This is a genomic window from Rhizobium sp. CBN3 (assembly GCF_030518245.1).
In the GTDB taxonomy this organism is placed as follows: domain Bacteria; phylum Pseudomonadota; class Alphaproteobacteria; order Rhizobiales; family Rhizobiaceae; genus Rhizobium; species Rhizobium aethiopicum_A.
The window spans coordinates 48,821-73,051 of the sequence record NZ_JAULSE010000017.1; the positions used below are offsets into that span (position 1 = coordinate 48,821).

25 protein-coding genes are annotated in these 24,231 nt (G+C 60.9%); 13 read left to right on the forward strand and 12 right to left on the reverse strand.

The features are described from left to right. Positions 1-364 precede the first annotated feature (364 nt). Positions 365-1,063 (reverse strand): hypothetical protein, encoded by a 699-nt coding sequence (locus QWJ46_RS22870; protein ID WP_302754077.1) that lies wholly within the window; start codon positions 1,061-1,063, stop codon positions 365-367. Between the two features lie 118 nt (positions 1,064-1,181). Beyond that, positions 1,182-1,904 (reverse strand): SOS response-associated peptidase, encoded by a 723-nt coding sequence (locus tag QWJ46_RS22875; protein WP_302754078.1) that lies wholly within the window; start codon positions 1,902-1,904, stop codon positions 1,182-1,184. A 210-nt stretch (positions 1,905-2,114) separates the two neighbouring features. On the opposite strand from QWJ46_RS22875, the gene QWJ46_RS22880 reads away from it, so the two are divergent. From QWJ46_RS22880 to dusA, 5 genes are all read left to right on the forward strand, one after another. After that, entirely contained in the window at positions 2,115-2,501 is a 387-nt protein-coding gene (locus tag QWJ46_RS22880) for a GNAT family N-acetyltransferase (RefSeq protein ID WP_302754079.1), read from the forward strand. Positions 2,502-2,794: 293 nt separating this feature from the next. Further along, on the forward strand, positions 2,795-5,569 hold the full coding sequence (locus tag QWJ46_RS22885; RefSeq protein ID WP_302754128.1) for a metal-binding protein: 2,775 nt from the start codon (positions 2,795-2,797) through the stop codon (positions 5,567-5,569). Positions 5,570-5,794: 225 nt separating this feature from the next. Beyond that, positions 5,795-6,262, forward strand: a complete 468-nt coding sequence (locus QWJ46_RS22890; RefSeq protein WP_302754080.1) for a DUF3828 domain-containing protein — start codon at positions 5,795-5,797, stop codon at positions 6,260-6,262. A 699-nt stretch (positions 6,263-6,961) separates the two neighbouring features. Beyond that, entirely contained in the window at positions 6,962-7,174 is a 213-nt protein-coding gene (locus QWJ46_RS22895; RefSeq protein ID WP_064803342.1) for a cold-shock protein, read from the forward strand. Positions 7,175-7,354: 180 nt separating this feature from the next. Continuing rightward, positions 7,355-8,356 (forward strand): tRNA dihydrouridine(20/20a) synthase DusA, encoded by a 1,002-nt coding sequence (gene dusA, locus QWJ46_RS22900; RefSeq protein ID WP_302754081.1) that lies wholly within the window; start codon positions 7,355-7,357, stop codon positions 8,354-8,356. Positions 8,357-8,489: 133 nt separating this feature from the next. On the opposite strand, the gene QWJ46_RS22905 is transcribed toward dusA, so the two are convergent. Further along, positions 8,490-9,446 carry a S1C family serine protease gene (locus QWJ46_RS22905; protein ID WP_302754082.1) on the reverse strand — a complete coding sequence of 319 codons (957 nt, stop codon included), beginning with the start codon at positions 9,444-9,446 and terminating at the stop codon, positions 8,490-8,492. A gap of 550 nt (positions 9,447-9,996) precedes the next feature. Here QWJ46_RS22905 and QWJ46_RS22910 point away from each other — a divergent pair. The 3 genes from QWJ46_RS22910 to QWJ46_RS22920 all read left to right on the forward strand — a co-directional run bounded on the left by QWJ46_RS22910 (position 9,997) and on the right by QWJ46_RS22920 (position 11,518). Further along, entirely contained in the window at positions 9,997-10,833 is an 837-nt protein-coding gene (locus QWJ46_RS22910; RefSeq protein ID WP_302754083.1) for an alpha/beta fold hydrolase, read from the forward strand. Between the two features lie 104 nt (positions 10,834-10,937). Continuing rightward, positions 10,938-11,114 (forward strand): hypothetical protein, encoded by a 177-nt coding sequence (locus QWJ46_RS22915; RefSeq protein WP_167358499.1) that lies wholly within the window; start codon positions 10,938-10,940, stop codon positions 11,112-11,114. A 188-nt stretch (positions 11,115-11,302) separates the two neighbouring features. Further along, positions 11,303-11,518 (forward strand): hypothetical protein, encoded by a 216-nt coding sequence (locus tag QWJ46_RS22920; protein WP_085778548.1) that lies wholly within the window; start codon positions 11,303-11,305, stop codon positions 11,516-11,518. A 143-nt stretch (positions 11,519-11,661) separates the two neighbouring features. Here QWJ46_RS22920 and QWJ46_RS22925 read toward each other — a convergent pair whose 3' ends face one another. Continuing rightward, the gene (locus QWJ46_RS22925; protein ID WP_302754084.1) at positions 11,662-12,600 is read right to left on the reverse strand and encodes a hypothetical protein; all 939 of its coding nucleotides are present in this window, start codon (positions 12,598-12,600) and stop codon (positions 11,662-11,664) included. Between the two features lie 392 nt (positions 12,601-12,992). Between QWJ46_RS22925 and QWJ46_RS22930 the strand changes: the two genes are divergently transcribed. Beyond that, entirely contained in the window at positions 12,993-13,478 is a 486-nt protein-coding gene (locus QWJ46_RS22930; protein WP_302754085.1) for a BA14K family protein, read from the forward strand. Positions 13,479-13,618: 140 nt separating this feature from the next. Further along, on the forward strand, positions 13,619-14,224 hold the full coding sequence (locus QWJ46_RS22935) for a GNAT family N-acetyltransferase (RefSeq protein ID WP_302754086.1): 606 nt from the start codon (positions 13,619-13,621) through the stop codon (positions 14,222-14,224). 72 nt (positions 14,225-14,296) lie between these two features. Here QWJ46_RS22935 and QWJ46_RS22940 read toward each other — a convergent pair whose 3' ends face one another. The 4 genes from QWJ46_RS22940 to QWJ46_RS22955 form a co-directional block, all read right to left on the reverse strand. Continuing rightward, a complete protein-coding gene (locus QWJ46_RS22940) occupies positions 14,297-15,169 on the reverse strand; it encodes a DUF3313 domain-containing protein (RefSeq protein WP_302754087.1) in 873 nt (290 codons plus the stop codon). 104 nt (positions 15,170-15,273) lie between these two features. Further along, on the reverse strand, positions 15,274-16,620 hold the full coding sequence (locus QWJ46_RS22945) for a HAMP domain-containing sensor histidine kinase (protein WP_302754129.1): 1,347 nt from the start codon (positions 16,618-16,620) through the stop codon (positions 15,274-15,276). Beyond that, the gene (locus QWJ46_RS22950; protein WP_302754088.1) at positions 16,620-17,291 is read right to left on the reverse strand and encodes a response regulator transcription factor; all 672 of its coding nucleotides are present in this window, start codon (positions 17,289-17,291) and stop codon (positions 16,620-16,622) included. Before QWJ46_RS22950 ends, QWJ46_RS22945 begins: the two co-directional genes overlap by 1 nt. Positions 17,292-17,792: 501 nt before the next feature. Next, positions 17,793-18,314 (reverse strand): helix-turn-helix domain-containing protein, encoded by a 522-nt coding sequence (locus QWJ46_RS22955; RefSeq protein ID WP_302754089.1) that lies wholly within the window; start codon positions 18,312-18,314, stop codon positions 17,793-17,795. Between the two features lie 89 nt (positions 18,315-18,403). Between QWJ46_RS22955 and QWJ46_RS22960 the strand changes: the two genes are divergently transcribed. Then, positions 18,404-19,045, forward strand: coding sequence for a dihydrofolate reductase family protein (locus tag QWJ46_RS22960; RefSeq protein WP_184457703.1), 642 nt, complete (start codon positions 18,404-18,406; stop codon positions 19,043-19,045). 116 nt (positions 19,046-19,161) lie between these two features. Here the strand turns inward: QWJ46_RS22960 and QWJ46_RS22965 are convergent, their stop codons facing one another. Further along, on the reverse strand, positions 19,162-19,428 hold the full coding sequence (locus QWJ46_RS22965) for a hypothetical protein (protein ID WP_302754130.1): 267 nt from the start codon (positions 19,426-19,428) through the stop codon (positions 19,162-19,164). Between the two features lie 110 nt (positions 19,429-19,538). After that, positions 19,539-20,984: an adenylate/guanylate cyclase domain-containing protein gene (locus QWJ46_RS22970; RefSeq protein ID WP_302754090.1), complete on the reverse strand. Its 1,446-nt coding sequence runs from the start codon at positions 20,982-20,984 to the stop codon at positions 19,539-19,541. A 380-nt stretch (positions 20,985-21,364) separates the two neighbouring features. Between QWJ46_RS22970 and QWJ46_RS22975 the strand changes: the two genes are divergently transcribed. Further along, positions 21,365-21,568 carry a hypothetical protein gene (locus QWJ46_RS22975; protein ID WP_302754091.1) on the forward strand — a complete coding sequence of 68 codons (204 nt, stop codon included), beginning with the start codon at positions 21,365-21,367 and terminating at the stop codon, positions 21,566-21,568. Positions 21,569-21,676: 108 nt separating this feature from the next. Here the strand turns inward: QWJ46_RS22975 and QWJ46_RS22980 are convergent, their stop codons facing one another. Then, positions 21,677-22,327, reverse strand: coding sequence for a TetR family transcriptional regulator (locus QWJ46_RS22980; RefSeq protein WP_302754092.1), 651 nt, complete (start codon positions 22,325-22,327; stop codon positions 21,677-21,679). Between the two features lie 91 nt (positions 22,328-22,418). Between QWJ46_RS22980 and QWJ46_RS22985 the strand changes: the two genes are divergently transcribed. Then, on the forward strand, positions 22,419-23,072 hold the full coding sequence (locus QWJ46_RS22985; RefSeq protein WP_302754093.1) for an O-methyltransferase: 654 nt from the start codon (positions 22,419-22,421) through the stop codon (positions 23,070-23,072). Between the two features lie 130 nt (positions 23,073-23,202). On the opposite strand, the gene QWJ46_RS22990 is transcribed toward QWJ46_RS22985, so the two are convergent. Beyond that, positions 23,203-24,078: a bifunctional helix-turn-helix transcriptional regulator/GNAT family N-acetyltransferase gene (locus QWJ46_RS22990; protein ID WP_302754094.1), complete on the reverse strand. Its 876-nt coding sequence runs from the start codon at positions 24,076-24,078 to the stop codon at positions 23,203-23,205. Positions 24,079-24,231 lie beyond the last annotated feature (153 nt).

Here is a 24,231-nt window from a genome sequence, read left to right on the forward strand (position 1 = left end):
GCGAAGTTTGTACACGCGGTTCGCCGTGGCTTGAAGGCCAGCTATTTGTACGGGTGCTTGTCACCTGTCACGCTGAGGGAGATGCGCATATGCTGTACTGACGTGCTTCCATCCGCAAAACAAAGCCTTGCCTGAATGAGCATCGGCCCCACCAATGGAATGATACGGAAAAATTCTCATCCTTATCGCGATGAATCTCTTTAACGGGGAACTTTCCGCGGCGCTCCAAATAACGCGCTCGGGTACCGCATTACTCGAGGGAATATCTCTCTGATGCAAGACTATTGGGATGACGGAGGAGCAGTAGTCGCCCTCGCCCGACCTGGAGAGAGCCAACTAGTCTACCCAAGTACCGCCTCCACCCTCACCCAGACTCAATCCTCGCCGCCCCCTTCGCCAGCGCGAAATAAATCCGCTCCACCCGACAAGCCGCACTCCTCGCACTCGCCTCATACCCGGCCGCCGGCCATCCGCGCCGTGGGCTGCCATCGGCCGCCATCAGCCAGTACCAGCGCTCGTCGGAGCCGGTGAAATCGATCTTGAAGATCCGCCCCATACAGGTTTCGCCGTCAAAGCCGATGAAATCGTCGCCCGGTTTTTCCTTCCACGCGTGGCGCCATTTGCCCCGGGGCCTCTCGCCGCTGACGATCATTTCCCAGCTCTTCCAGCCGTTATAGTTCGATCGCGCTGTCAGCGACCCGTCATAGGGCTTCTGGTCGAATTCCATGCAGGCTTCCAGGAAAACGGCGACGGACTCGCAGACGGTTCTCCACGCCTGGTCCTCGCGGGATGTCAGCCTGTAGGCGAGTTCATCGGAGACATTCCGCAGTGCCTGGGCGATGGCGAAGACCACCCCTTCCCTGGTCGCCGGTCGGCCGTTCGCCTTGATGTCGAGATAGGTGCAGAGGAATTCGGCTACCTCGTCTGCGATCGCATCGATGACATCAGGCTTTCGGCGCTTGCCGATCTCATAGCCGCCGAAATCCCGGATCCGGCGCTGCGTCTGCCTGCGAAGGGCATTGTTGAGGAACGACCGTAACAGCGTTCCGGCATCGTCTGGCATGCTTTGTCCTCTCCTCGTGAGGATGGGTTGGCCGCATGGTTTTGTGAATGGCTCCCGCCTGAGCCGGTGAATCAGAGCGATTCCAGGCAAGACCGCCACCGCCTTTTCCGGAATTGCCCTAGATCAGCGTCGGCTCCGGATCGTCCTCGACTTCCTCAATGATCTCGGGCCCGTCATTTTTGGGCGAGCCGACGCCCCGGCCGATCTTCCACATCGTGATCAGCTCGGCCGGAAAAGGCCTCATCAGATCCTTCGGATCAGGCTCCGGCGACAGCCAGCGTTCATAATCCTCGCGATGCAGAATGACGGGCATGCGGTCATGAATCTCAGCCATCATCTCGTTCGGCTCGCAGGTGACGACGGCGAAGTTGCGGATCGAAATACCGTTCTCATCTTTCCAGCTTTCCCAGATGCCGGCGAGCGCGAAGGCGGAACCGTCCTTCATCGCGATGGCATAGGGCTGCTTGTTCCTGCCCGTGCCATGAATGTCCTTCCACTCGAAGAAGCCGTTAATCGGCACCAGGCACCGGCGCGAACGATATGCCGCGCGAGACATGCCATTGGAAGAAATGCTCTCGCAACGGATATTGACCGGCGGCGGCCGGCCCCCGGGCTTGGCCCAGGAGGGCAGCAGACCCCAGCGTGCCGACACGAAGATGGGGCCTGTTGTATCAGGCTCGCGCACGACGTCACTGATGATGATGGGGTAATCCAGCGACGGCGCGCCATTCCATCGGGGAAAGCGATTTCCCAGTCCGTCGATATCCCCGCCCCTGACCGCAAATGAGAAATTGCTGATCAGCTCTTCAAGCGAGGTCTTGACGAATATGCGTCCGCACATGGAACCCTCTCTGCCAGTGGAATGCCAGATGTTCTCATTATGTTCCGTGACGATACGGTGTCAACGACGCCTCAGTTGCGCCCCTGCGGGAATGCCCGCGCCTCATATGTGTAACACGTGCTGCAGCTTCGAACCACTCCACCGTGATTGATCCGCAACCTCCCGGCCCTAGCTTCTGCTCTCGGCCGGCTCGAACGGAGAAAACCACCCATGCTGGAACTGCGTACCGACCCCTTCCCCGCCGCCGGCGAATTGAACGCCCTCTTTTCTGCCGCCTGGGGCAGCCCGCACAGCCGGGATTTCGCCGAAATCCTCTCCCGCAGTCTCGCCCATATCGGCGCCTATAGCGACGGCAGGCTCGTCGGCTTCGTCAATGTTGCCTGGGATGGAGGCATTCATGCCTTCCTCCTCGACACGTCGGTCCATCCCGATATGCGGCGGCAGGGCATCGCGATGCGCATGGTCAGGCAGGCTACGAGCATCGCCCGCGAGCGCGGCGCTGAGTGGCTGCACGTCGATTTCGAACCGCGCTTGGCCGGCTTTTACCGAGCCTGCGGCTTCAGGCCCACAGAAGCAGGTCTCATCAAGCTGGCGTAAAGCGGGATCGACTGGAATGGCGCTGAACCGGAAGCCGACCCACAACCGCTACGCGAATTCAATATAATTTAAAAGACTAAAATAAAGCAACAGGTTCTCTAATTCCGACTACAACAAGGTGTTCACACTTACTTTTCCGTTAAAAGCATAATAAAAAAACACAATTTTCCATTGAAAACTTGGTTGCGCATTGGCATAGATCCCCGAAGGGTTGTCGTCCGTTGAACCGGAGAACAGTTCTTCTGAAGATTTCTCGTTTTACAGAATGCAACGCATCTTTTGGAAAGTTTAATATGGCCCTGAATATTCTGGACACCAACGGCGCCACAGTTACCAAGACCGGCGCTGAGTTCGAAGCGTATGATGTTATCCGCAACTCCGAAGCCAACCCCGCCGCGCCTGTCTCCCTAACCGTTTCCGATTCGTCGGTGGTGGATTTGGCCGACGAGCTGGGCTCCGTCTCTGCATATTTGATTGGCTCTTACTACGGCAATGCGATCACGACGGGCGCAGGCAACGACACCATCTCAGGCGACGACGGGAATGACACGCTGAACGGCGGCGCCGGCAACGATGTAATCAGTGGTGGTAGCGGCGACGACAAATTGATCGGCGGCGCCGGTAACGATACAATTTTTGATGGTGGCATCCCCTGGCCGGGAACGGGCGACCAGCAGCAACTCACCGACATCAACGCCGGTGACGGCGACGATTCCATAATCGTGGAGAGATACAATCCACTGATTTCAGGAATAGTCGATGGCGGCGCCGGAATCGATACGCTGCAAACCTCTTCGCTCGACGGTCTGACGATCAAGAACATCGAGGTCCTTCAAACCTGGCCATACACTGTGAGCGGTTCGAGCGCGCAGTTCGAGAGTTTTGACCATATCATCGGGTCGACAGATCCGCTCCTCAACTCCTTCGCCTCTTTGGAGGTGACTGACAGCGCCCACGTCGATCTCTCCGACGAACTGGCGGACCGCCGAGCTTTTATCTGGGACTGGAACAATCCCTCCGGCGTTGACGTCAAAACCGGCGACGGCGACGACGAATTTCAGGGCAGTGACGTCAACGACATTTTCGACGGCAGCGGCGGCAACGACTACTTCGCCGGCAATGGCGGCAACGACAAATTGACCGGCGGCGCTGGCGACGACGAGATCGATGGCGGCGACGGCACGGACACCGCTGTATTCGCCGGCAATTTTGCCGACTATTCCCTTGCCCAGGAAAATTTCAATAACGTCGTGACGAGCGCCCTGGAAGGCACGGATACGCTGAGAGACGTCGAATTCGCGCGATTTGCCGATGGTGTCTACGATTTCGCCACCGGAACGTTCACCGCCGACAGTACCGAGCCGGGTATTCCTTTGAATATTCTGGAGACGAATGGCGCCGTGATCACCAAGACCGGCGCGGAGTTCGAAACTTACGACGTCATCCGCCACTCCGAAACGAATCCTCTCCTCGCAGCTACCCTGGTAATCTCGGATTCCGGGACGCTAGACCTTTCCGACGAACTGGGCTCGGGCTCCGCCAATGTGACGGGTTCGAGCGGCGATGATGTGATCACGACAGGTACAGGCAACGACACGATCTCGGGCGGCGACGGCGCAGATACACTAAACGGCGGCGCTGGATACGATCACCTCCATGGCGGAACTGGCAACGACACGCTGAATGGCGGCGACGGCAATGACCAGATCTTCGGCGACGGCGGGAATGATGTCATCAGAGGCGGCGCCGGCAACGATACGATCACCGACGGTGATGTTGGCAACTTCTCTCCGGATCTCGGGCTCGTGCCGGAAATCTTGGACATCGACGCCGGCAATGGCAGCGATGTCGTTATCGTGCAGCCATTCGCTCCACTGGTCTCCGGAACAGTGAATGGCGGTGACGGGTTCGATACGCTACAAGCTCCCGATCTTAGAGGGCTAACGATCGAGAACTTCGAAGTCCTTGACACTGGGAGATTTCAGGTTGCCGGTTCGAGCGCGCAGTTCGAAAGCTTTGATAGCATCATCGGGTCGATCAATCCGTTCGACGTTGTTTCTCGGCCCTCACTGGCAATAACGGACAGCGCCCACCTCGATCTTTCCGATGAACTGGGAGACCACGGAGCTTTTATCACCGGCTATAGCTCCAGCATTGACGTCAAGACCGGCGGTGGCGACGACGATTTTACGGGCACCGATGGCAACGACATTTTCGAAGGCAACGGCGGCTACGACATCATCCATGGCGGCGCCGGCACCGACACGGCGGTCTTCTCCGGTAATTTCTCCGACTACATGCTCGGCTTCCGCTACGACAATCAATCCCACATCGTGATGAGCCTGAGTGGGCAAGATGGTGAGGATATGCTGACCGACGTCGAATTCGCCCGTTTTGCCGATGGGGTCTATGACTTCGCCACGCAAACTTTCGAGAGCACCAATAACGCACCAACCAATATCCAGCTGTCGAAAACCGCCCTCTCCGAGGACACGCCGATCTGGACCACGGTCGGTCTGCTCAGCGCCAAGGACGCCGACGGCGACACGCTCACCTACACGTTGCTCGACGGCGCCGACGATCACTTCCGGCTGAAGGGGAATCGCATCGTCACCTCCAAAGCGTTCGACTATGAGACCGATCAGTCGCACACGATCAAGGTCGCCGTCTCCGACGGCAAGGTCACGGTTGAAAAGGACATCACGATCAACGTGCTCGACGTCAACGAGGCACCGGTCAACCAGGCGCCGATCAAGCTCTCCTTCTCGCGCAGCTCAATCTCGGAGAACGTCGCGATCGGCACCTCGGTCGGCCTTCTCTCCGCCGTCGATCCGGAAGGCGGCACGGTGAAGTGGCGTCTGACGGATGATGCCGATGGCATCTTCAAGCTCGTCGGCAACAAGATCCAGACGAAGGCTGCGATCGACTTCGAAAGCACCCACAGCCTGACCTTTACCGCCGAGGCCTATGACGCAGCCGGCAACACCACTAGCCACGATTTCACCCTTACCGTGAAAGACATCTTCGAGCTGTCGTCCTCCAGCCTGCTGCATGACACCTTGATCTAATCGCGGCAGGATTGTTGCCAGACGCCAAGATGTGCGCTGTCCGGGCTTTCAGCACCGGTGGGACTTGCAATCTGCAAGCCCCACCGGCTGCGATTTTCAGGCGCTTGCCTGCTGGCACCAGGGACGCGGCAAGGCAAGCGACCCGGCCGGGGCATCTCAGAAAATGCCGCTCCACCTCAACGCCCGTTTCGGCTATGATTCTCTGCTCATCGCAGGAGAGCCTACATGCGTCTGCCCACCGTCATCCTCGCCCTCGCCATCTCGGCGTTCGCGGCCCTGCCCGCCTTGGCGGAGACCTACAAGACGCCGAAGGCGCTGCTCAAGGCGCTTTACAGCTACGACACCGACAGGAGCGACGCCGAGGCGCCGTCGCCCTATTCGATCTTCTTTTCCGACCATCTGAACAAGCTTCTCCAGGCCGATCTCGACAACACGCCCGAAGGCGATGTCGGCGCAGTCGATTTCGATCCCGTCATTGCAGGTCAGGACGGCGAGGCAAGCAATGTCAGGATCGGACAGCCGACCCTGTTGGACGACAAGGCCGAGGTGGAAGTGCAGTTCGACAATGGCAAGGAGGTGACGCTTTTCTACAGCCTGGTGCGCGAGCATGGCGGCTGGAAGGTCGACGACATCGCCGATCAGCAGGGCGACAATCCCTGGAGCCTGAGTGCATTGCTGGGGGATGCGCAGTAATACCGCAGGCGCCAAAAGAGAACCCTCATGGTGAGGAGGCCCAAGGGGCGCCGTCTCGAACCACGAGGGCGGGCGCGCAACCCCTTACCGGCATTCCACACAGCCCCTATGCAGAATCGAAGGCAATGGCGCCGGTGGCCGCCCCCGTCCTTCAAGGCTTCACCCTGTAGCCTACGCACCTCAGCAAGGATGAGGGCGGAGCAAAGACGGCGCCAGGAACACCGGAGGCAGGCTCTGCGATCCTCTTCAGCATGAGGCTGATCGATGTGGCCTGCCGCTCCGACCGCCGCTCCGCAAAATCCATGCCCGGCCGCCGAAGCGCCCCTCATCCCGTTTCGGCACGAAATCCCGATGTGGCACAGCCGTGCAAGGATCTGCTAACTTTTCCTCAAGTAACTGAATCTTCGGCATTTCCTGTCACGAGAAAGAACATGCCACAATAATGACGCTTGCATTTTGACCGAAATGATGGCACCAATCCACCTACTCGGGCATTTGCATGCCGGTGACTGGACTGATGTGGTACTCTTCCGTTACGGAAGGGGCGCGGGAATACCCGCCTGCGTAGACGTTCTTTCCCCGTACGTGACTTCTCCGACTGACCCTTCGTCCCCAACCCCAATCGGGACGAAAGCTAAAGCCGTCCGCTTCCTCTCGGGGGCGCGGATAAACACAGACTAAGGGAAAAGGACTATCCCAATGGCCACCAAAGGCATCGTAAAATTCTTCAACCAGGACAAGGGTTTTGGTTTCATCACCCCGGACGGCGGCGCAAAGGACGTTTTCGTCCACATCTCCGCGCTGCAGGCTTCTGGCATCCAGTCGCTGCGCGAAGGCCAGCAGGTCACCTTCGACACCGAGCCGGACCGCATGGGCAAGGGCCCGAAGGCTGTCAACATCTCGGCTTCGTAAGCTAGATTATCGCTTCGGCGGGAACGGCGCTCTGAAAGGGGCGCCGTTTTTGTTTGCCACGCTTGGATTTGTCGATCGCAAAGCCAGGTGTTATATGCGCCCTTAATGATGATCTCGCCTGAGCGGCGATCAGGGCGCCAACATTGAGGCGCCGCGGCTACAAGGAACAATGGACCGTCGATGACTGAGAAGAGGCCGATATTTGCGGTGGCCCCGATGATCGACTGGACGGATCGGCATTGCCGTTATTTCCACCGCCAGATCAGCCGGCAGGCGCTGCTCTATACCGAGATGGTGGTGGCCGACGCCATCATCCATGGCCCGCGCGAGCGGTTGCTAGGCCACGACGCCGCGGAACATCCGCTGGCCCTGCAGCTTGGCGGATCGGATCCGGCCAAACTCGCCGAGGCGGTGAAAATCGCCGAGCCCTATGGCTATGACGAGATCAACCTCAATGTCGGCTGCCCCTCCGACCGCGTGCAATCGGGCACCTTCGGCGCCTGCCTGATGCTGACGCCGGAGACGGTGGCCGAATGCGTCGCGGCGATGAAAGCGGTCGCGACCGCGCCCGTGACGGTGAAATGCCGGATCGGCGTCGACGAGCAGGAGCCGGAAGAGGCGCTGCCGGAACTCATCACCCGCGTTCTCGATGCCGGCGCCGACGCGATCTGGATCCATGCCCGCAAGGCCTGGCTTAAAGGCTTGAGCCCGAAGGAAAATCGCGAGATCCCGCCGCTCGACTACGAGATCGTCTACCGGATGAAACAGCGCTGGCCCGATGTGTTCATCGGCATCAACGGCGGCATCCGCACGCTCGACGAGGCCGCCCAGCACCTCGCCCATGTCGACGGCGTCATGCTCGGCCGGGCCGCTTATCAGAACGCGGCGATCCTCGCCGACATCGACCGGCGCTTCTTCGGCGCGCCGGCGGCCGAGCCCGACTGGCAGGCGCTGTGCGACCGGATGATGGCCTATGCCGAGCGCCATATCGCCGGCGGCGGCCGGCTGCAACAGGTGGCCCGGCACATGGTCGGCCTCTTCACCGGCCTGCCCGGGGCGCGTCGCTACCGCCAGATCCTCTCTACCGACGCGGCAAAAAACGGTGCCGGACCGGAGGTCTTGGCGGCGGCTTTCGCGGCAGTGGACTTTTCCGGGATGGAGCCGGAGGCGGTCAGCGCCTGACGTGACGGAACGGTGTCTCTGTTTTTTACCAGCAAGTCATGGCTGGCGCCTGGAGCGCGCCTTCTCAACGAGCCGCGGTCGCGCGCTCATTCGGTAAGCCGCGGCTGTCGGCAACCTTTCGTGGCAACAGTCATCATGACCGCGGCATCGGCAGCAATGTCTTCTTCTCAATCCGGCCGGCTACTGAGAAAACCAAAATCTCCGTCTCCCTGCCGATCCTGCTGCCATCCATCAACCTGACGATATCGTCGACGCCGCCGACCGGGCTGCCGTCGATGGCGAGGATGTAATCGCCCTCCTGTAGCCCGCCCTTTGCCGCCGGCCCCTCCCGTTCGACCCTGCGGACGCGGACGGATGTCGTTTGAACCGTGCCCGCCGCAAGTGCGACCCGTCGCGGCAGCACGATCGTGTCACCTGCTATGCCGATGAAGGCGCGCCTGACCTGGCCATAGCGAAGAAGCTCCGACACCACGAAATTGGCGGTGTTCGATGCGACGGCAAAGGCGATGCTCTGTGCGCCCTGGATGACAGCGGTGTTGACGCCGATGATCTCGCCGCCGGAAGACACCAGCGGCCCGCCGGAATTGCCGGGATTGAGCGCGGCATCGGTTTGGATGACGTCGTCCATCAGCCGGCCGCTGGCTGCCCGCATCGACCGGCCCAGCGCCGAAACGATACCGGCAGTGACGGTCCATTCGAAGCCCAGCGGATTTCCGATCGCGATCGCGATATGGCCCCTGCGCAGGCGCTGGGAATCACCGAGCCTCGCCCAGGCCCCGGTGCTGGCATTGGCGCGGATAAGGGCGATATCGGTATCGATATCCCGGCCGAGCACCCGGCCTTCGGTGACGAATCCATCAGGCGTCGTGATGCGAACCACCTTGGCGTCGTCGACGACATGGCTGTTGGTAATGATCAGGCCGTCGGGCGAGACAGCAAAGCCCGACCCGTGCCCCTGCCGTCCTCCGGCCCGCTCGATGCGGCTGACCGCCGGGCCGACCGTGTCGACTGCTGCTGCGATCGATTGCGAATAGGCATCGATCAGCGCCCCGTCTTTCTGGGGCACTATATCCTTATCCATGTAACCCATGTTTTGATCCTCAGGCGGCAGACGGCCGTCCCGCCGTCGGCAAAGCAATCGCGGATGCGATCGTCGCCATAACGTTGTTGTGAGGGATTAGATGGTTGGGCGTCGATCTCCGTTCAAGTGAGCGCCAGTGCGCTGGATCCGGCACAACATAATCGAAGGCGAAACACACCTACCCGAACGTATAGATTGCACGAACGGGAATAAAGTGGCTCATTGCGGACATTGCCCGTTAGCCCGGCCGCCTTCACTGCGCTACCGAGGTACCGTGATCAAGGAATGTCGCAGCGCGAAGCAGTCGGGTAAGGACCCGCCCTATTGCGTCGCCGTCACCGGTTAACAGGGCACTGAGCATTCTGGCAACTGATCATGCAAACTTCTGTCATATCAATAGAGTAGAACAAGGCATTCAATAAGAACATCATCATATTGTCGCTTCCATCCCCAGGCGCGACTTTCTTATCCCGTCATTGGCGTCACGGCGCTCGTGGCGCTGCCAATCCCGCCTGCAGCAGCCTGTTTAGTCAAATCCAACCACAAGGAGCCATGAGATATGAGCACAGTCACAACGAAGGACGGCGTCGAGATTTTCTATAAGGATTGGGGACCGAAGAGCGCCCAGCCGATCATGTTCCATCACGGCTGGCCGCTGTGCTCCGACGACTGGGACGCACAGATGCTGTTCTTCCTCGACAAGGGCTACCGCGTCGTTGCCCATGATCGGCGTGGCCACGGCCGCTCCACCCAGGTGGCCGACGGCCACGACATGGATCATTACGCTGCCGATGCCGCAGCCGTCGTCGAGCATCTCGATCTCAGGAATACCGTCCATGTCGGCCATTCCACCGGCGGCGGCGAAGCGACCCACTATGTCGCCCGCCACGGCCAGCCGCAGGGCCGGGTCGGCAAGCTCGTCATTATCGGCGCCGTACCGCCGATTATGGTGAAAACCGATGCCAATCCCGGCGGCCTGCCGATCGAAGTCTTCGACGACCTGCGCAGACAGCTCGCTGCCAACCGCGCCCAATTCTATCATGACCTTCCCGCCGGCCCGTTCTACAGCTTCAACCGGCCGGGTGCGAAAGTGTCGGAACCGGTCATCAACAATTGGTGGCGCCAGGGCATGATCGGCGGCGCCAAGGCGCATTACGACGGTATCAAGGCCTTCTCGGAAACCGACTTCACCGAAGACCTGAAGATCATTACCGTGCCGACCCTCGTCATGCATGGCGACGACGACCAGATCGTGCCGATCGCCGACTCCGCGCTGCTTTCATCCAAGCTCCTGCAGAACGCGACGCTCAAGGTCTATGAGAAATTTCCGCACGGCATGTGCACGACCCATGCCGATATCATAAACCCGGACATCCTCGCCTTTATCAAAGGCTGATCCGACGTGTCGCCGGGCGCTGACGAGGCGCCCGCCGCCCGCGCCGCTTTTCGGCAAAACGGTTTTATCATGAAACCGTTTTCGTCGATTTGCGTTTAGCGGCCATGAAAAGAGAACGTGAACCCTCATCAAAGGCTTACCGGCAGGACCGTTTCGAAAATACCGAGCGAGCCGCAAAGGAAACCATCGAGGCGGAGCAGCGGGCTCGCCGGGAAAAGACCAAACGCCTGAAAGAGCTGCGCCTGTCGCAGCAGGGCGGTAAGGACCCCGCGGCCAAATAGAGATCGTCTGCCCGCCTATTTCGTCCGGCCGAGGCGCCGATTGATTTTAGCTCCACCCCGGCGCCGCGTCTTGCCGCGGCTCCCATATTGTTCTGATTTCGGACGTTCGCCCATCTTGCGAAGCAAAGGCTGCGAAATTATCTTTTTGCACAATAGCGATTCACGGCATCCCAAAAGGGCTGATTGCGATGTCAGACAAGCTTTTCAGCACGCGTGACGAACCACTCGCCTCCGCAGATCTCGATATTTGCAGGCGTGTGCACGAAGCCCTGTGTAGCGGGCTCGACATTGATAGAGCAGGCGGGGAAGCCGATCGTCTCGGAGCCCTGATCATCGAGCTTTATCGGCAGGGTGTGCATGATGAAGACCAGCTTCGACTGCTTGCCGGCGGGAAGCGGGTCTGACGGCGCGCGTCAGTCTCCTCGCGACACCTCTGCCCGTAATCCTCGTTTCAGACGCACAAAGGGCGCGCTAACACTCTGAATCTATGTATCGGCCCGAAAAACTATTCCAATTTCGAGCCGATACGCTAGCCATTTCCGGTGATTTAGAGGCCGGTCGCCTCGGTACCCGTTGCGGTGGCCGAGGTTTCGGTTGAATCGACAGCCGGCGCCGACTCGGTCGTTCCCGATACTTCTTCCGTGCTGCCCGTCTCGGCTTCCGGCGTTTCCGCGGTCGCGCTAGGATCTGTCGTCTCGCTGCCGTCGGCGGTTTCGCCAGTCGGAGTCTCGGTTGCCGGAGTCTCTGTCGTCGGGGTCTCCGCCACCGGTTCTTCCGCGACCGGCGCCGCAGCCGCCAACGCGTCTCTCATCTGGTCGATCGTGCCGACAACCGTGCCGATGCCGAGCCTGTCCTTGGCCCAGGCCAAAGCTTCGGGGCTGAGCGTGCCCGTCTTGGTCGCCGAAGCCAGTGCTGCCGTTAGAGCGGCGTCGCCGAGAACAGGATCGTCCGCCGGCGGGGCAACCCCGTTGGCCAGCTCATATTGAGCGTAAGCGGTAGCGTACGCCGCGATCGCAGTCATACGCGGATCCGCCGTCTTCATGAGGGCATGGAAATTGCGTTTCAAGGAATTGAGACCGGCAAGCTGTGCTGCGGGTTTTTTGGCCGACTTTTCCGCGGGCGCCTTGACGGATGTCATCTTCTTGGCGGCGCCCTTCGTGGTCAAGCTCTGCTTGGTCGTATTCGCCTTGCCTGTCTTGCCGCTGGACTTGCTCGAGCCACGGTCGTTTTCCGTCTTCCCACTCGAGCTGGAGCTTCCCTTTCCACCACCGCTGCTATGGCTGCCGCCGCCGTTACCGCCCCCGCCGTTGCCACCCCCGCCGTTGCCACCTCCGCCACCGCCGTGACCACCACCGCCACCGCCGTTGCCGCCACCGCCACCACCTTTTGCGAAGGCGGGCGATGTATCGGTAAAGACAATGTTAAGGGGCGCAAGCGCAAGACTGGTGGATAGACAGAGAAGGCCGATGATTCTGGAGAGCTGCATGGTCGTCTTTCTGACATTAAGGGTGACGCGTTACATGTCAGGCATTGAAGCAGCCGCTCGATAAGAACCAGTTTAGGATCTAATTGCAATTTGAACTTCTTGCGAATTCCGGTCGTCCTGGCCGAGGGTCGGAAACTTATCCTTTAGCAAATCCCACTCCCCCGCCCACGCCTCAACGCCCGGAAGACCTGATGCGTCCGCTCAAATGAGATAATGTCCGTTGCGCGTTTCAGAGAGGTGCGGCCCCACCACCGCCCCGATCGCAATAGTCCGGCCGCCCAGTCCTATTGCGTTAGCGGATACGCACATAAGTCCCCCGTTCCCAATTCCCAAAATGAAACTTATCTTCTCAGTCCGCGTTGTTTCTTCATATGCCCGTGAAGGTGAGTGAGATGAAAAGATTCGCCATCATTGCCCTGTCGATTGCGACGGCATTCTCCGGAATGCCTGCATCCGCAGGCCCAACCTTCGTGCCGAGTCCGGTACAACAGGCGGCGCAGCCGGCACCGGCAAGTACCGATGCTCGGATTATGACCGTCGGTTGCAGCAGGTTCTCGATCGTCTGTTCACGCTACGGCGATCGCCGCAGATATTACGGCGACCGGCGTTACTACCGCGATCGCCACTATTATCGGGACGACCGCTATGGCTGGGACCGCCGCTATGACCGCAGATGGCGGCGCCACCACCACCACGACAATACCGGCGCCATCATCGGCGGCCTGGCCGCAGGCGCCATCATCGGGGGCATCATCGCCTCGCAGCCTCCGCGCGCCTATGGCTCGCATGCCGAATATTGCTACGCCCGCTATCGGTCATACCGAGCCTGGGACAATACCTATCAGCCGTACTACGGCCCGCGCCGTCAGTGCCGGTAATCCAGCCTGCGGCACTGCAGTAAGCCCCGCGTCACCGCGCGGGGCTTTTTGCTGTCGCGCAGGCGCTTCCCAGCGGCTCTCAGTCGTGCTTGTCTAGCCAGGATCGAACCTTCCGAGCGGCTGCATTTGCAAGGCGACCTATGACATCAGGAGACACCGCGACACCCTCCGGCTGCGTGGCCCTGCTTGCGCCGGATCCGGAAAACCTGTCGGGCTTCGAAGCAGCGCTTGCGGCCGGTTGGTCTCCCGACCCGCGCCGTGCCGGCGACCAGGCCTATATCCGCGGAGAACTCCAGCGGCTGCGCCAGGACAAATCGAAATTTCTCGACGATCTTAGTCCTGGCGACAGACAGCGCACCGTGTCCGGGTCGCCGCTGACGGTTCTTCTCTTCTGGATATGGGATGGCGATTTCTGCGGCAGCATCAACCTCCGCTTTCATCAGGGCACAGAGGAGCTGCCGCCCGAAGTCTCGGGCCATGTTGGTTATTCGGTCGTGCCGTGGAAGCAGCGCGGCGGCCGCGCCACCGCCGCGCTCGGCCTCCTGCTCGATGTGGCGGCAAAGCAGGGCCTCACCCGCCTCGTTGTTCTCTGCGACGAGGACAACGACGCTTCGAGGCGCGTGATCGAGCGCAACGGCGGGCAATTCTTCATGCGCGGTCCGCACCCCTCCGACAGGCCGGAGCGGACCAAACTCTATTTCTGGCTACATCCCGGACCGCCGCCTGAAAACACATCCGAGCACTAAAGACGGACGGAGCAAGGCTGTCGCCCCTCCGTCCGTCCGATCGGCCCAGCTCGGGGTGGGCTGAGCACTCGGTCAATAGGCAGCTGCCGGCTTCGGCTTCTTCTCAGTCCATTGCGGCGGCGCACCATATTTGGCGGCCACCATCCCGACCAGCCCGGGTTCGCGGCCGAAGGCGTCGCAGGCGACGTATTTCGGTTTCCCGCCGAACCAGGATTTCATCCGCTGGCGCGAGGGAAGCCGGAGGTCCAACCCCTTCGGCTCCTTGCCTGCGATCAGCAAACGGGAAAAGTCGCTGCTGAACTTTCCAGCCAGGCCGTAGGCATCGCCCACCTCGGACACACGCGGGTTGTTCTGCAGTGAATTCGCGCCGCGCGCCCAGACCATCGCCGCGCGCTGCGCGCCCGACCTGTCGACCGCCTCGGCCTCCACCGCCAGCCCGCCGAGCCCGACCGGCAGGCGCGGCACGCCGACCGGCAGCGCCAAGCCGGTGCCGACGGTTACGACTGTGGAAACGCCTGCCATCGTCTTGTTGGTCGGTACGATGTCGGTGACGACGGAGCGGATCGTCAGATCCGCGGGCTCGCCTGACGCCACGATCTGATACCGATCGCTGAGGGAAATGCAGAGCGCCCGGTCGAGCGCATTGGAGACCATCGCGCGGTCACCAGGCGACTTGATGCGCGTCGCGGCGCTGAAGGCGAAGCTCGTCGGTTCGATCGCGACCGTCTTTATCGGAGCGAGGCTGAGACCATCGACATAGACGCGCGATTTCGAGAGTTTGCCCTTGGCCGGCCCGAGATGAGAGTAGGACGTCAGCGTCCCGCCTTCCTTGAGTGGGACCGTGCTGCAGCCACCCGCAGCCACGGCAAGCGCCAGCGGCAGGGCCAGGGAAAAGGCTCTCGACACCCGATTTGAAAAGGATGAAGTAAATCGATTGCTGCGCACTCCGTTTGGCCTCCGTCGCCGTTGATTTCAGGCGAAAGTGCCGGCCAAGAATTGCCGCAGCATTACATCGCTCCCGGCAGCGCAGGCTGTCGGAACAATTCGGCCTATTCCAGTTGAATCGTCACCTCGGCCCCGGCAGCCCTGTTCTCGATGTGGACCTCGCCGCCGTGGTTCAGGACGATCTGCTTGACGAGGCTGAGGCCGAGCCCTGCCCCCTTACTTTTCGGGGTGACGCGGTAGAAGGGCTCGAATACCAGCTCCCGGTGCACGGCCGCAATGCCCGGCCCTTCGTCTGCGACGCTGATCCGCCCGCCGCCGGCAGCCGACACCGAGACAGTGATCATGCCGCCGCCGCCGCCATGGTCGATGGCGTTGCGCAGGAGGTTGCTCACCGCCCGCGGCAGGGCCGAAGGACTGCCCTTGCGTTTCAGGCATTCGACCGCGCTCCGAAACGAGATCTGGTAACCGGCGCCGATCGCGAGCGGCGCAAGATCGGCCACCACGGTCCGGGCGATTTCGACCAGATCGACGGTCTCATGGAGATCGGTCGCCTGGTCGTTGCGCTCGAAATCGAGCAGCTGTTCGGCCGTCTCGGCCAGACGCGCGACGTCGTCGAGCAATCGCCGGCGCTCCTGCCCTTCGGCCGTTCCATCGATCCGCGTCTGCATGATGGCGATCGGCGTTCTCAATTCATGCGCCGCATCGATCAGGAAATGCTGCCGCTTGCGGTGCTCGTTTTCCAAGCGGTCGAGCGCCTCGTTGAAGGCGATCACCAGCGGCGCGACCTCGCTCGGAATGCCATCCAGCGGCAGGCGCGCATCGTAGCGGCGCGGTTCGATCTCCGATGCCTTGCGAGCGACCTCGCTGACGCTGGCGAGACTGCGCCCGACGATTCTGGGAACGGCGAGAAAAACCGCGGGCAAGGCGATGGCGAGCAGCGGGATGTAGATCGGATAGGCGATGCCCATCAGCGTAAAGACAGGCCAGCCCTTGTCGGCGACGCCGCCGAACAGCACCCGTAGCTCGCCGATCGCGGTCTCTACACTTTCCACGGAGGCGATCTCGTCCGTCGCGGCCGATCCCCTGATATCGGCCCCTTCGAACAAATAGGTCAGACGCGCAAGTTCGCCGTAGACGGCAGGAATGCTTCCGTAGGACACGTAAGAACCTTTCGTCGTGGCCGCGACATACCAGAGCCCGTCATATTCTCGCTTCAGCGCGTCGAGCTCCGGCGTATCCTTGATTTCAAGCCGCCCTTCGGCATCGAGCGCAACGGCCGGAGCCAGCACCGCGGTAATGTGGTCTTCCAGCGCAACGTTCGGCGAGAGGATCGTCGAGCCGTAGAAGCAGAGCCCGATGATGACGGCCGTCACCACGCCGACGAAACCCAGGCCGAGCTGCCAGCTGAGCCGCCACCAGAGCGAAGGATTGGCCTTGCTCCCCCCGACCATCATTCTTCCCTCATAAGATAGCCGACACCGCGGATATTGTGGATCGAAACCTCAGCCCCGGCATCGGTTAGCCGCTTGCGCAGCCGCGATATATGCGCATCGAGCGCGTTCGACTGGATTTCCTCCTCGTAATTGTAGACCGCCGCCTCCAACGTTGAGCGCAGCACGGTCTTCTCTTTGCGCTTGGCGAGAGCGGCGAGCACCAGAAGCTCGCGCCGGGGCAGATCGAGCGGCGTATCGCCGACGGTAACGCTGAGATGTAAGGGATCGATCACCATCCGCCCGGCGCTGATCTTGAGTTCGGAAAGGTTCGGCTGCCGGCGCAACACGGCCCTGAGCCGCGCCATCAGCTCTTCGACCAGAAACGGCTTGCCGAGATAGTCGTCGGCACCGAGATCGAGCCCTTCCACCCGCTGCTTCGGCTCGTTCAGCGCCGTCAGCACGATAATCGGCGTATCCCTCCCCGTTCGCCTGAGCTCCGGAATGAACCGCAGCCCCTCGTCATCAGGCAGGCGCCGGTCGAGCAGGATCGCATCATAGTGGTTCTGCCGCGTCAGCTCGACGGCATCGCCGAGATGCATTGTGTGATCCGTCACGATGCCATGCTTGCCGAGCGCCGCCGACAGCGCTCCGGCCAGCTCCCTCTCGTCCTCGATCAACAGAATCCGCATCGCCCACCATTCCTTGCGCCCAAGTTTCGGCCGCAAGGGTTGCAGCAACATTGCGGAACTTGAAAGGCAGCCGGTCATGCTGCTGCAATTGTTGCGGCCGAGGATCGGGCATCACAATTCAGGACGACAAGATGCCCCACTTCAGATCCATTCTTCGTATCTTGGAGACTTACCTCCTCTCCGCCTTCATCCTCGCCAGCCTGCTGGCCGGGCCGTTGGTTATACTGTTCGTGAGATAGCGGATGCCGAGACCAGCAGGCACGGCCGGATATTTTTGGTAGAAAGTGAAAGAAGCGTCCTACCGTGTGGCCCCCTCATCTGCCTGCCGGCATCTTCTCCCCGCTGGGGAGAAGGGACCAAGCCGCACGGCCCTCCTTCAGCCGAAATGTCAGAGGGAGCGAGGCGTTGCCACGGTTCCCCTTCTCCCCCGCGGGGAGAAGGGGCCCGAAGGGTCGGATGAGGGGGCCACACAGTAGGTCTTTCAATCATCTTTTTCTTACATCAAGCCGCCCCCGCGGCCATTCTTCCCCGCACCTCCAGAAACGCCGCCGTCAGCCGCGCCAGCACCGGCGAGGTCACCGTCCCGTTCGCCCCGCCGATCGGATCGACGATGTGGACCTGCCGGAGATCCTCCATGAATTCGTTCCAGAGCGGCTGCCCGCCCTCTTCCAGCAACTCGGCGCGAATGCTGAGATCCTCGCTCACCGGCAGGTGACGCCTGCCCCAGGCGCCGATCATGGCGAAGAGGGGAACGAGCTGGATTGCCGGTTCCGTCAGGCTGTAGATTGCTTTCTGGCTGTGGCTCGGATCGTCCCGCTTGCTGATGAAGCCAAGCGAGAGCAGCCGCTTCAGCCGCGCCGCCAGGATATTGGAGGCGATCCCCTCCTCCGAATGGTTGAGCAGATCGCGGAAATGCCGGCGGTTGCCGAACATGATGTCACGGATGATAATCAGACTCCATCGGTCGCCCAGCACCTCCATCGTCAGGTTGATCGGACAGCCGGACCGCAATTCTATATCCACGAAGCATCTCCTATGGAAACCAGTTGCATTATAGGATCACTTGTGCGAGATAACAACTAGTTTCGATTCGCAATCAGATGGAGGAAAGCATGTCCAAGGTGCGCGTTGCAGGATTTTCCGTTTCCGTGGATGGTTTCGGCGCCGGGCCGGAGCAAAGCCTGAATGATCCACTCGGAAAGCGCGGGCCGGAAATGTTTCAGTGGTTTTTTCACACGCGCACCTTCCGCGCGATGATGGGTAAAGACGACGGTTCGTCCGGCATCGACGAGGATTATGCGTCCCGCGCCATGGCCGATTTCGGCGCCTTCATTCTCGGGCGCAACATGTTCGGCCCGATCCGCGGCGAATGGCCCGACGATGCCTGGAAAGGCTGGTGGGGTCCGAACCCGCCTTATCATGCACCGACCTATATCCTCACCCATTATCCACGCGAACCGCTCGTCATGGAAGGAGGCACCACCTTCCACTTCGTCACCGGCGGCATTCATGCGGCGCTCGAGCAGGCGAAGGCGGCGGCCGGCGATAAAGATGTGAAGATCGGCGGCGGAGTGGCGACTGTCCGCCAGTATCTGCAGGCGGGTCTGATCGACGAGCTGCATTTCGCCGTCTCCCCCGTCGTGCTCGGCAGGGGCGAAGCAATGTTTGCAGGCATCGATCTTCCTGCGCTGGGCTTTCGCATCACCGAGCATGTCGCCAGCGAAAAGGCCACGCATCTCGTGCTGGCGAAATAACCGAGCCGCTGGTTCAGTCCGGCGATCTCTCCCGGGTGAGCGGCGCCGGAAACACCTTCATCCCGGCGCCTGGACGAGGCGGCTGTCCAAGGCCATCTCGCCCGGCATCAATAGCGTCACGTTTTGCCCATGCTTTTCATGGCGTTTTCCATGTGCATCTTGCAGTCGTCCATCTTGTTGGCCGTCATGGAATCCTTAGCCATCATCATTTCCTTGGACGCCATTTCCTTCTTTTCCTTCATGGCCGGATCGGTCATGGCGTCCATGTCGGACTGCATTTTCATCATCGACGCCTCGTCGCATTTCATCATCACATCCTGTGCAAGGACAGGCAGTGCGGATGCGACGGCGGCAACGATGGCTATAGCTGTGCATTTCAACATTGTATTCTCCTTCTTTTGGGCAACATTGCCCGTTGCAAATGGTGAAATGCATGTGCTCAAGAACGTGCCGCGGCGCGGGATGAAGACATGCACAAATCAAGGACCTGAGATTACCCCGGCATCACCCGATAGACGCATGCCATCCCCTCCACGCCCCGAAGCGGAGCCTCGAAGGCGACTAGCCTGTGGCCGGAGAGCAGCCGGCTGACGTCAGGCGCCGAAAACAGGGCTTCGGATAGACAAATCTCGCCGGCCTCGGCCAATGATTGCACCCGTGCCGCGACATTGACGGTCTGCCCGAAATAATCGAGGTTGTCGTTCAAGGTCACGGCAATCGACGGACCGCAATGGGCGCCGATCTTCAGGATGATGCTGGGATCGCCATGCTCGCCGTTGAAGCGTTCGATTTCCTCGAGCATGTGCAGAGCAGCCGAGATTGCGTCGCTCGGACGGGAGAAGGCCGCCATCACCGCGTCGCCGATCGTTTTGACGATTGCGCCCGAATGCTCCTGCACCGTGGCGCCGAGCAGGGCGAAATGCTCGCGCACCAGCGCATAGGCATTGAGATCGCCGAGCCGCTGGTACATCGCGGTCGACCCCTTGAGATCGGTGAAGAGAAGCGTCACCTGACGGATGCCGAGGCCCTCCCTTTCATCAACGCATTCGGAGCGAAACAGCCGCCGAAAGGTCTGGCGCGCAAGCAGCATCCCGCCCGACATGTAAGGATCGAAATCGAGAACAGGCTTGGTGGTCCGCGCCAGAATCTCGGGCGGCCAGTTGATGAGAAGCAGCGAGCCGCGCGCGGCAGCCGAGTTCTCGACTTCGACGATGACCGGGCCGGGCCGAACCGCTGAGGACGAAGGGTAAAAACGCCGACCGTCATACCCGATCCTGAGGAGTGCCGGCGCCGTAACGGGCTCGCCTCTCACCGGCAGCGCAAAGCTCGCCTGGGTCTCTACATTGATGCCGGCGAGCGCCCCGGCGCCGAGTTCAGCCCTGATCGTCGTGACCGAACCCGGCGCCAGGAAGGAAAGGCCGCGCACCAGCCCTTTCAAGACGTCGAGAAAGCGGACCTGCTGACCTGGAAGTCGCGCATCGCTGAGAAAGCGTGCCTTCCAGTGAAAATCCTCGATCGAGAGCGAGCCGGGATCGTGAAAAGACAGCCGGCGCAGTTGCGGCGACACTGTGAAGGTGACCTCGATGAAATCGTCGAGGTCGGTTTCGCCGGAGACGTCGCACAGGCCGCAGACATAGTGAGTCTTCAGCGTCCTCAAGGCGCCGAAACTATCGAGCACCATTCCGGATTGGGGACATACGACGTCCCAGCTCATCTCGAACAAACCGCTGCGCGTCGCATAGAGAAAGAGATCGATGCTTTCCGCCTCCGAAATGGCGCCGTCGTGCGCGAAAGCCAGCGGGTTGATGCGGTAGAGGGACAGATCGTCACCGCTGCGGATCAGGTTTTCGAATTTGGCGATGCCCCGAGGGCTCCAGGACCGGGCCTGCCGGATCTCGGTCATCTTGCTCTCAAGGAGCCGTTCCTGAACGTCAGTCATCTGACGCCTCGCAAAGTTCGGCCGGGCCATGCGACCGGAGATCGCCGCGATTATAGCAGACGCTCGTCCGTGCGGATCAAACGGAGCCTGGCCAAGCAGAAGTCTTACGGATTAGCCCGGAAAGGCTGCGCCAGGGTTTTCAGAAGCTTTTCCCGTTCGACATCGCCTATCTCGGCATTCGCTATCTGCAACATCCGGACTGCCTCAGCGAACCATAACGCCCGGCAGTCCTGTTCTCGGCCTGTCGTCAACTAAGCGTGTCCAAATAGCTGTGGCATTGCTGCAGAATGAGCGTAGAGTACCGTCATCGGCCCATCGGATCATCGGCACGACCGCTTGAGAGACCGTCGTGCTCTTGCCGCTTCATAGAGGGTACGAAGATGCTCTTGTCGCTTATTTCACTCGACGACAGCCAAATAACCATCGTCACCGATGCCGTTCGGCAATGGTGCTGCGAGAAAAAGCTCGACATCGACAGCGTCGAAGGACGCCGCGCCATCACCGTTGCCGTCGATCTCGTTCAGATGAACACCGCCCGCGACGGGCTTTTTGCCCAACTGTCGAAGCAGTTGGATCACCAATAGGAATCCGAAATCGGTCCATCAGGGCTGCCGCCTGCGCCGTGACAGGGGTTGCGATAATCCGTGGCCGGCTCGCAGAAAGCCTCTCATTTGCCGTGTTGCGGTCCTTTGTTAGGAATTCACCGTGTCGCGGCCGGATTCGAGCTTTTCAAGGTAGGCTGCGAACATCTCGGCCATGGCTTCGGCGTAGGTTTCGATCTCGCCCCAGCTTCGGGGAGCCTCCGAGAACTGTTTCCCCACCGTGGCGAGCGTCGTGACGATCAGGTCACCGGCAAGCACCCGGCTTGCCTCCGGGACCGATGGCAGCACCTCCTGCATGAACAGCCCGATGATGCGGTCTCCCGACGCCCTCGCCGCCTGCGCCTCCGGCGCATCGCGATAGAGCGGCGCTGCGTCGTGAAGCGCCACTCGCATCGCCGCTTCCTCACACTCGGAGCGAAGAAAGGCGTGAACAAGGCTGCGCAGCCGTTCGAACGGCGGTCTTTGTGCATCGGCAAGAATGTCCGCGAGCATGTCGTTCGTCTGCCGCCATTCGTCGCTCTGCAGCCGGAAGAGGATTGCGGCCTTGTTGGGGAAATATTGGTAGAGCGAACCGATACTGACGCCCGCCCTCTCCGCTACCCTCGCCGTGGTGAAGCGATGGGCTCCCTCCCGTGCCAAAACCTGAGCAGCAGCATCGAGGATCGCCCCCACGAGCTCCGTCGAGCGGGCCTGCTTCGGCTGCTTTCGTGAAGAAATCCAGGTACTTGGCCGGTCGCTCATGGCGGCGCTCCGCAATGCGATTAGAAAATGCGAGGGATTATTCGTATTTTTCATTCAGCGCAAGAACCTCATCATTCCAAGGAGCCCTCCAATGACGACACTGACCACCGCACCGCTCGCGCCTCTCCTCGACGGCCTGTTCGAAGAAGCCGCGGCGGCGACGAGCCCCGCCATATCCGATCTTTCCAGCGAGGAGAGAATGCGCCTGATCAGCAGCAAGACGGAATATCTCGACCTTTACGGGCGACTGAAGGATCTCTGGCTTCCCGTCTCGCGCGAGGCCGGCACGCTGCTCTACATGCTGGCGCGCAGCTGCCGTGCTCAAACGATCATCGAGTTCGGCACATCCTTCGGCATCTCGACCCTCCATCTTGCTGCAGCACTGCGCGACAATGGCGGTGGCCGGCTGATCACCAGCGAGTTCGAACCGTCGAAAGTCAGGCGCGCGCGCGAAAACTTGACGGCCGGCGGCCTCATCGACCTTGTCGAAATCCGTGAGGGAGACGCCCTCCGCACCCTCGGCACCGATCTTCCTGATACCATCGACCTCCTGTTTCTCGACGGCGCCAAGGGGCTCTATCGTGACATCCTGGAACTGGTCGAAGACCGCCTGAGACCCGGCGCCCTCATCGTCGCCGACAATGCCGACGTCAGCCCCGAATATCGCGCCCGCGTTCGCTCCGCCGCCGCTGGTTATCTCTCGGTCCCGTTCGAAGAGGATATCGAGTTGTCGATGCGCGTCTGAGGACATTCGCAACTGGCTCCGCGCCCTCACCCTTGGATGTCCGCAATGGCGTCAAGGGTGAGGCCGCGCCGCCGCGCACAAGCGTCGCACAGCACCATCGCCAGCCACTTCAGGACAAAGCCGGTCGCACTCAAAGACTTTTTTCGAAGAACGTATCCGGATACGGATCGTCATTGAACCGCTCGATCTCGGTCCAGCCGGTACCACGATAGAGCTGCTGCGCCTCGGCAAGCGCGCTGTTGGTATCCAGACGCAGGAGCCGGATGGACAACTCGCGAGCGATCGTCTCGGCAGCCGACATAAGCCGTTTTGCCAGCCCGAGGCCGCGCGCGGACGGGGCGACCCAGAGCCTCTTGATCTCCGCCACTTCGCCGCCATTGCCCTTCAACCCGACACAGCCGATCGGCAAGCCGTCGGACATCGCGACCAGGAACGCGCCGCGCGGGCGGATCATGTCCTTGGCATCAGGATCGCGGGAAAGCGAGACGTCGAAACCCTTGTCGAAACGGCGTGCGAGTTCGCCGTAATATTCGTCCAGGCAATAGCGGACATCGTCGTGCTGAGGATCTTTCTCCTCCAGCACGATCTGGTCGCGTCTTAGAGAGCAGGCGACGATATCCATGGCGCGCAGGAGTTCGTCCGGGCGGCGATGACGCGCCAGAAACGCTTCGGCCTGGGCATTGGAAAGTGCTTCATAAGCCTGAAATTCGCACTCGCCGGTGCTGGTCAACCTGGTGATGCGGCGACGCGCATCCCAATCGTTCGGGATGGTCTCGATCAGCCCCTCCTCCTCCAGCCCGCGCAACAGACGGCTCATCAGGCCCGAGTCAAGACCGAGATAATCGCGGATCGCCGCAACATCCGACTGGCCACGACCAATCGAATTGAGGACGCGAGCAGCACCGAGCGGACGACCGCGTCCAAGGAAGGACGTATCCAGAGCGCCGACTTCGGAGGTGACGGCGCGGTTGAAGCGACGGACGCGGGCGACAGGATCGGCAACCATATTATCTGACTTAGGTCAGATAAATTCCGCTGTCAATTCCGGCCGCCAAAACGGAGCGACAAATGGGCCGAAGTCCTCGAAGAGCGAGGCGGATGCGCCGCCCATCTTGCGCATCCTCACTCCCTCACCTATGCCAACGCAACCTCCCCCGCA

What these genes read in the sequence shown, in the direction of transcription:
- QWJ46_RS22870 (WP_302754077.1), bottom strand. Translation starts at nt 1,063, where the DNA reads ATGCCAGACGATGCCGGAACGCTGTTACGGTCGTTCCTCAACAATGCC.
- QWJ46_RS22875 (WP_302754078.1), bottom strand. Translation starts at nt 1,904, where the DNA reads ATGTGCGGACGCATATTCGTCAAGACCTCGCTTGAAGAGCTGATCAGC.
- QWJ46_RS22880 (WP_302754079.1), top strand. Translation starts at nt 2,115, where the DNA reads ATGCTGGAACTGCGTACCGACCCCTTCCCCGCCGCCGGCGAATTGAAC.
- QWJ46_RS22885 (WP_302754128.1), top strand. Translation starts at nt 2,795, where the DNA reads ATGGCCCTGAATATTCTGGACACCAACGGCGCCACAGTTACCAAGACC.
- QWJ46_RS22890 (WP_302754080.1), top strand. Translation starts at nt 5,795, where the DNA reads ATGCGTCTGCCCACCGTCATCCTCGCCCTCGCCATCTCGGCGTTCGCG.
- QWJ46_RS22895 (WP_064803342.1), top strand. Translation starts at nt 6,962, where the DNA reads ATGGCCACCAAAGGCATCGTAAAATTCTTCAACCAGGACAAGGGTTTT.
- dusA (WP_302754081.1), top strand. Translation starts at nt 7,355, where the DNA reads ATGACTGAGAAGAGGCCGATATTTGCGGTGGCCCCGATGATCGACTGG.
- QWJ46_RS22905 (WP_302754082.1), bottom strand. Translation starts at nt 9,446, where the DNA reads ATGGGTTACATGGATAAGGATATAGTGCCCCAGAAAGACGGGGCGCTG.
- QWJ46_RS22910 (WP_302754083.1), top strand. Translation starts at nt 9,997, where the DNA reads ATGAGCACAGTCACAACGAAGGACGGCGTCGAGATTTTCTATAAGGAT.
- QWJ46_RS22915 (WP_167358499.1), top strand. Translation starts at nt 10,938, where the DNA reads ATGAAAAGAGAACGTGAACCCTCATCAAAGGCTTACCGGCAGGACCGT.
- QWJ46_RS22920 (WP_085778548.1), top strand. Translation starts at nt 11,303, where the DNA reads ATGTCAGACAAGCTTTTCAGCACGCGTGACGAACCACTCGCCTCCGCA.
- QWJ46_RS22925 (WP_302754084.1), bottom strand. Translation starts at nt 12,600, where the DNA reads ATGCAGCTCTCCAGAATCATCGGCCTTCTCTGTCTATCCACCAGTCTT.
- QWJ46_RS22930 (WP_302754085.1), top strand. Translation starts at nt 12,993, where the DNA reads ATGAAAAGATTCGCCATCATTGCCCTGTCGATTGCGACGGCATTCTCC.
- QWJ46_RS22935 (WP_302754086.1), top strand. Translation starts at nt 13,619, where the DNA reads ATGACATCAGGAGACACCGCGACACCCTCCGGCTGCGTGGCCCTGCTT.
- QWJ46_RS22945 (WP_302754129.1), bottom strand. Translation starts at nt 16,620, where the DNA reads ATGGTCGGGGGGAGCAAGGCCAATCCTTCGCTCTGGTGGCGGCTCAGC.
- QWJ46_RS22950 (WP_302754088.1), bottom strand. Translation starts at nt 17,291, where the DNA reads ATGCGGATTCTGTTGATCGAGGACGAGAGGGAGCTGGCCGGAGCGCTG.
- QWJ46_RS22960 (WP_184457703.1), top strand. Translation starts at nt 18,404, where the DNA reads ATGTCCAAGGTGCGCGTTGCAGGATTTTCCGTTTCCGTGGATGGTTTC.
- QWJ46_RS22965 (WP_302754130.1), bottom strand. Translation starts at nt 19,428, where the DNA reads ATGTTGAAATGCACAGCTATAGCCATCGTTGCCGCCGTCGCATCCGCA.
- QWJ46_RS22970 (WP_302754090.1), bottom strand. Translation starts at nt 20,984, where the DNA reads ATGACTGACGTTCAGGAACGGCTCCTTGAGAGCAAGATGACCGAGATC.
- QWJ46_RS22975 (WP_302754091.1), top strand. Translation starts at nt 21,365, where the DNA reads ATGCTCTTGTCGCTTATTTCACTCGACGACAGCCAAATAACCATCGTC.
- QWJ46_RS22980 (WP_302754092.1), bottom strand. Translation starts at nt 22,327, where the DNA reads ATGAGCGACCGGCCAAGTACCTGGATTTCTTCACGAAAGCAGCCGAAG.
- QWJ46_RS22985 (WP_302754093.1), top strand. Translation starts at nt 22,419, where the DNA reads ATGACGACACTGACCACCGCACCGCTCGCGCCTCTCCTCGACGGCCTG.
- QWJ46_RS22990 (WP_302754094.1), bottom strand. Translation starts at nt 24,078, where the DNA reads ATGGTTGCCGATCCTGTCGCCCGCGTCCGTCGCTTCAACCGCGCCGTC.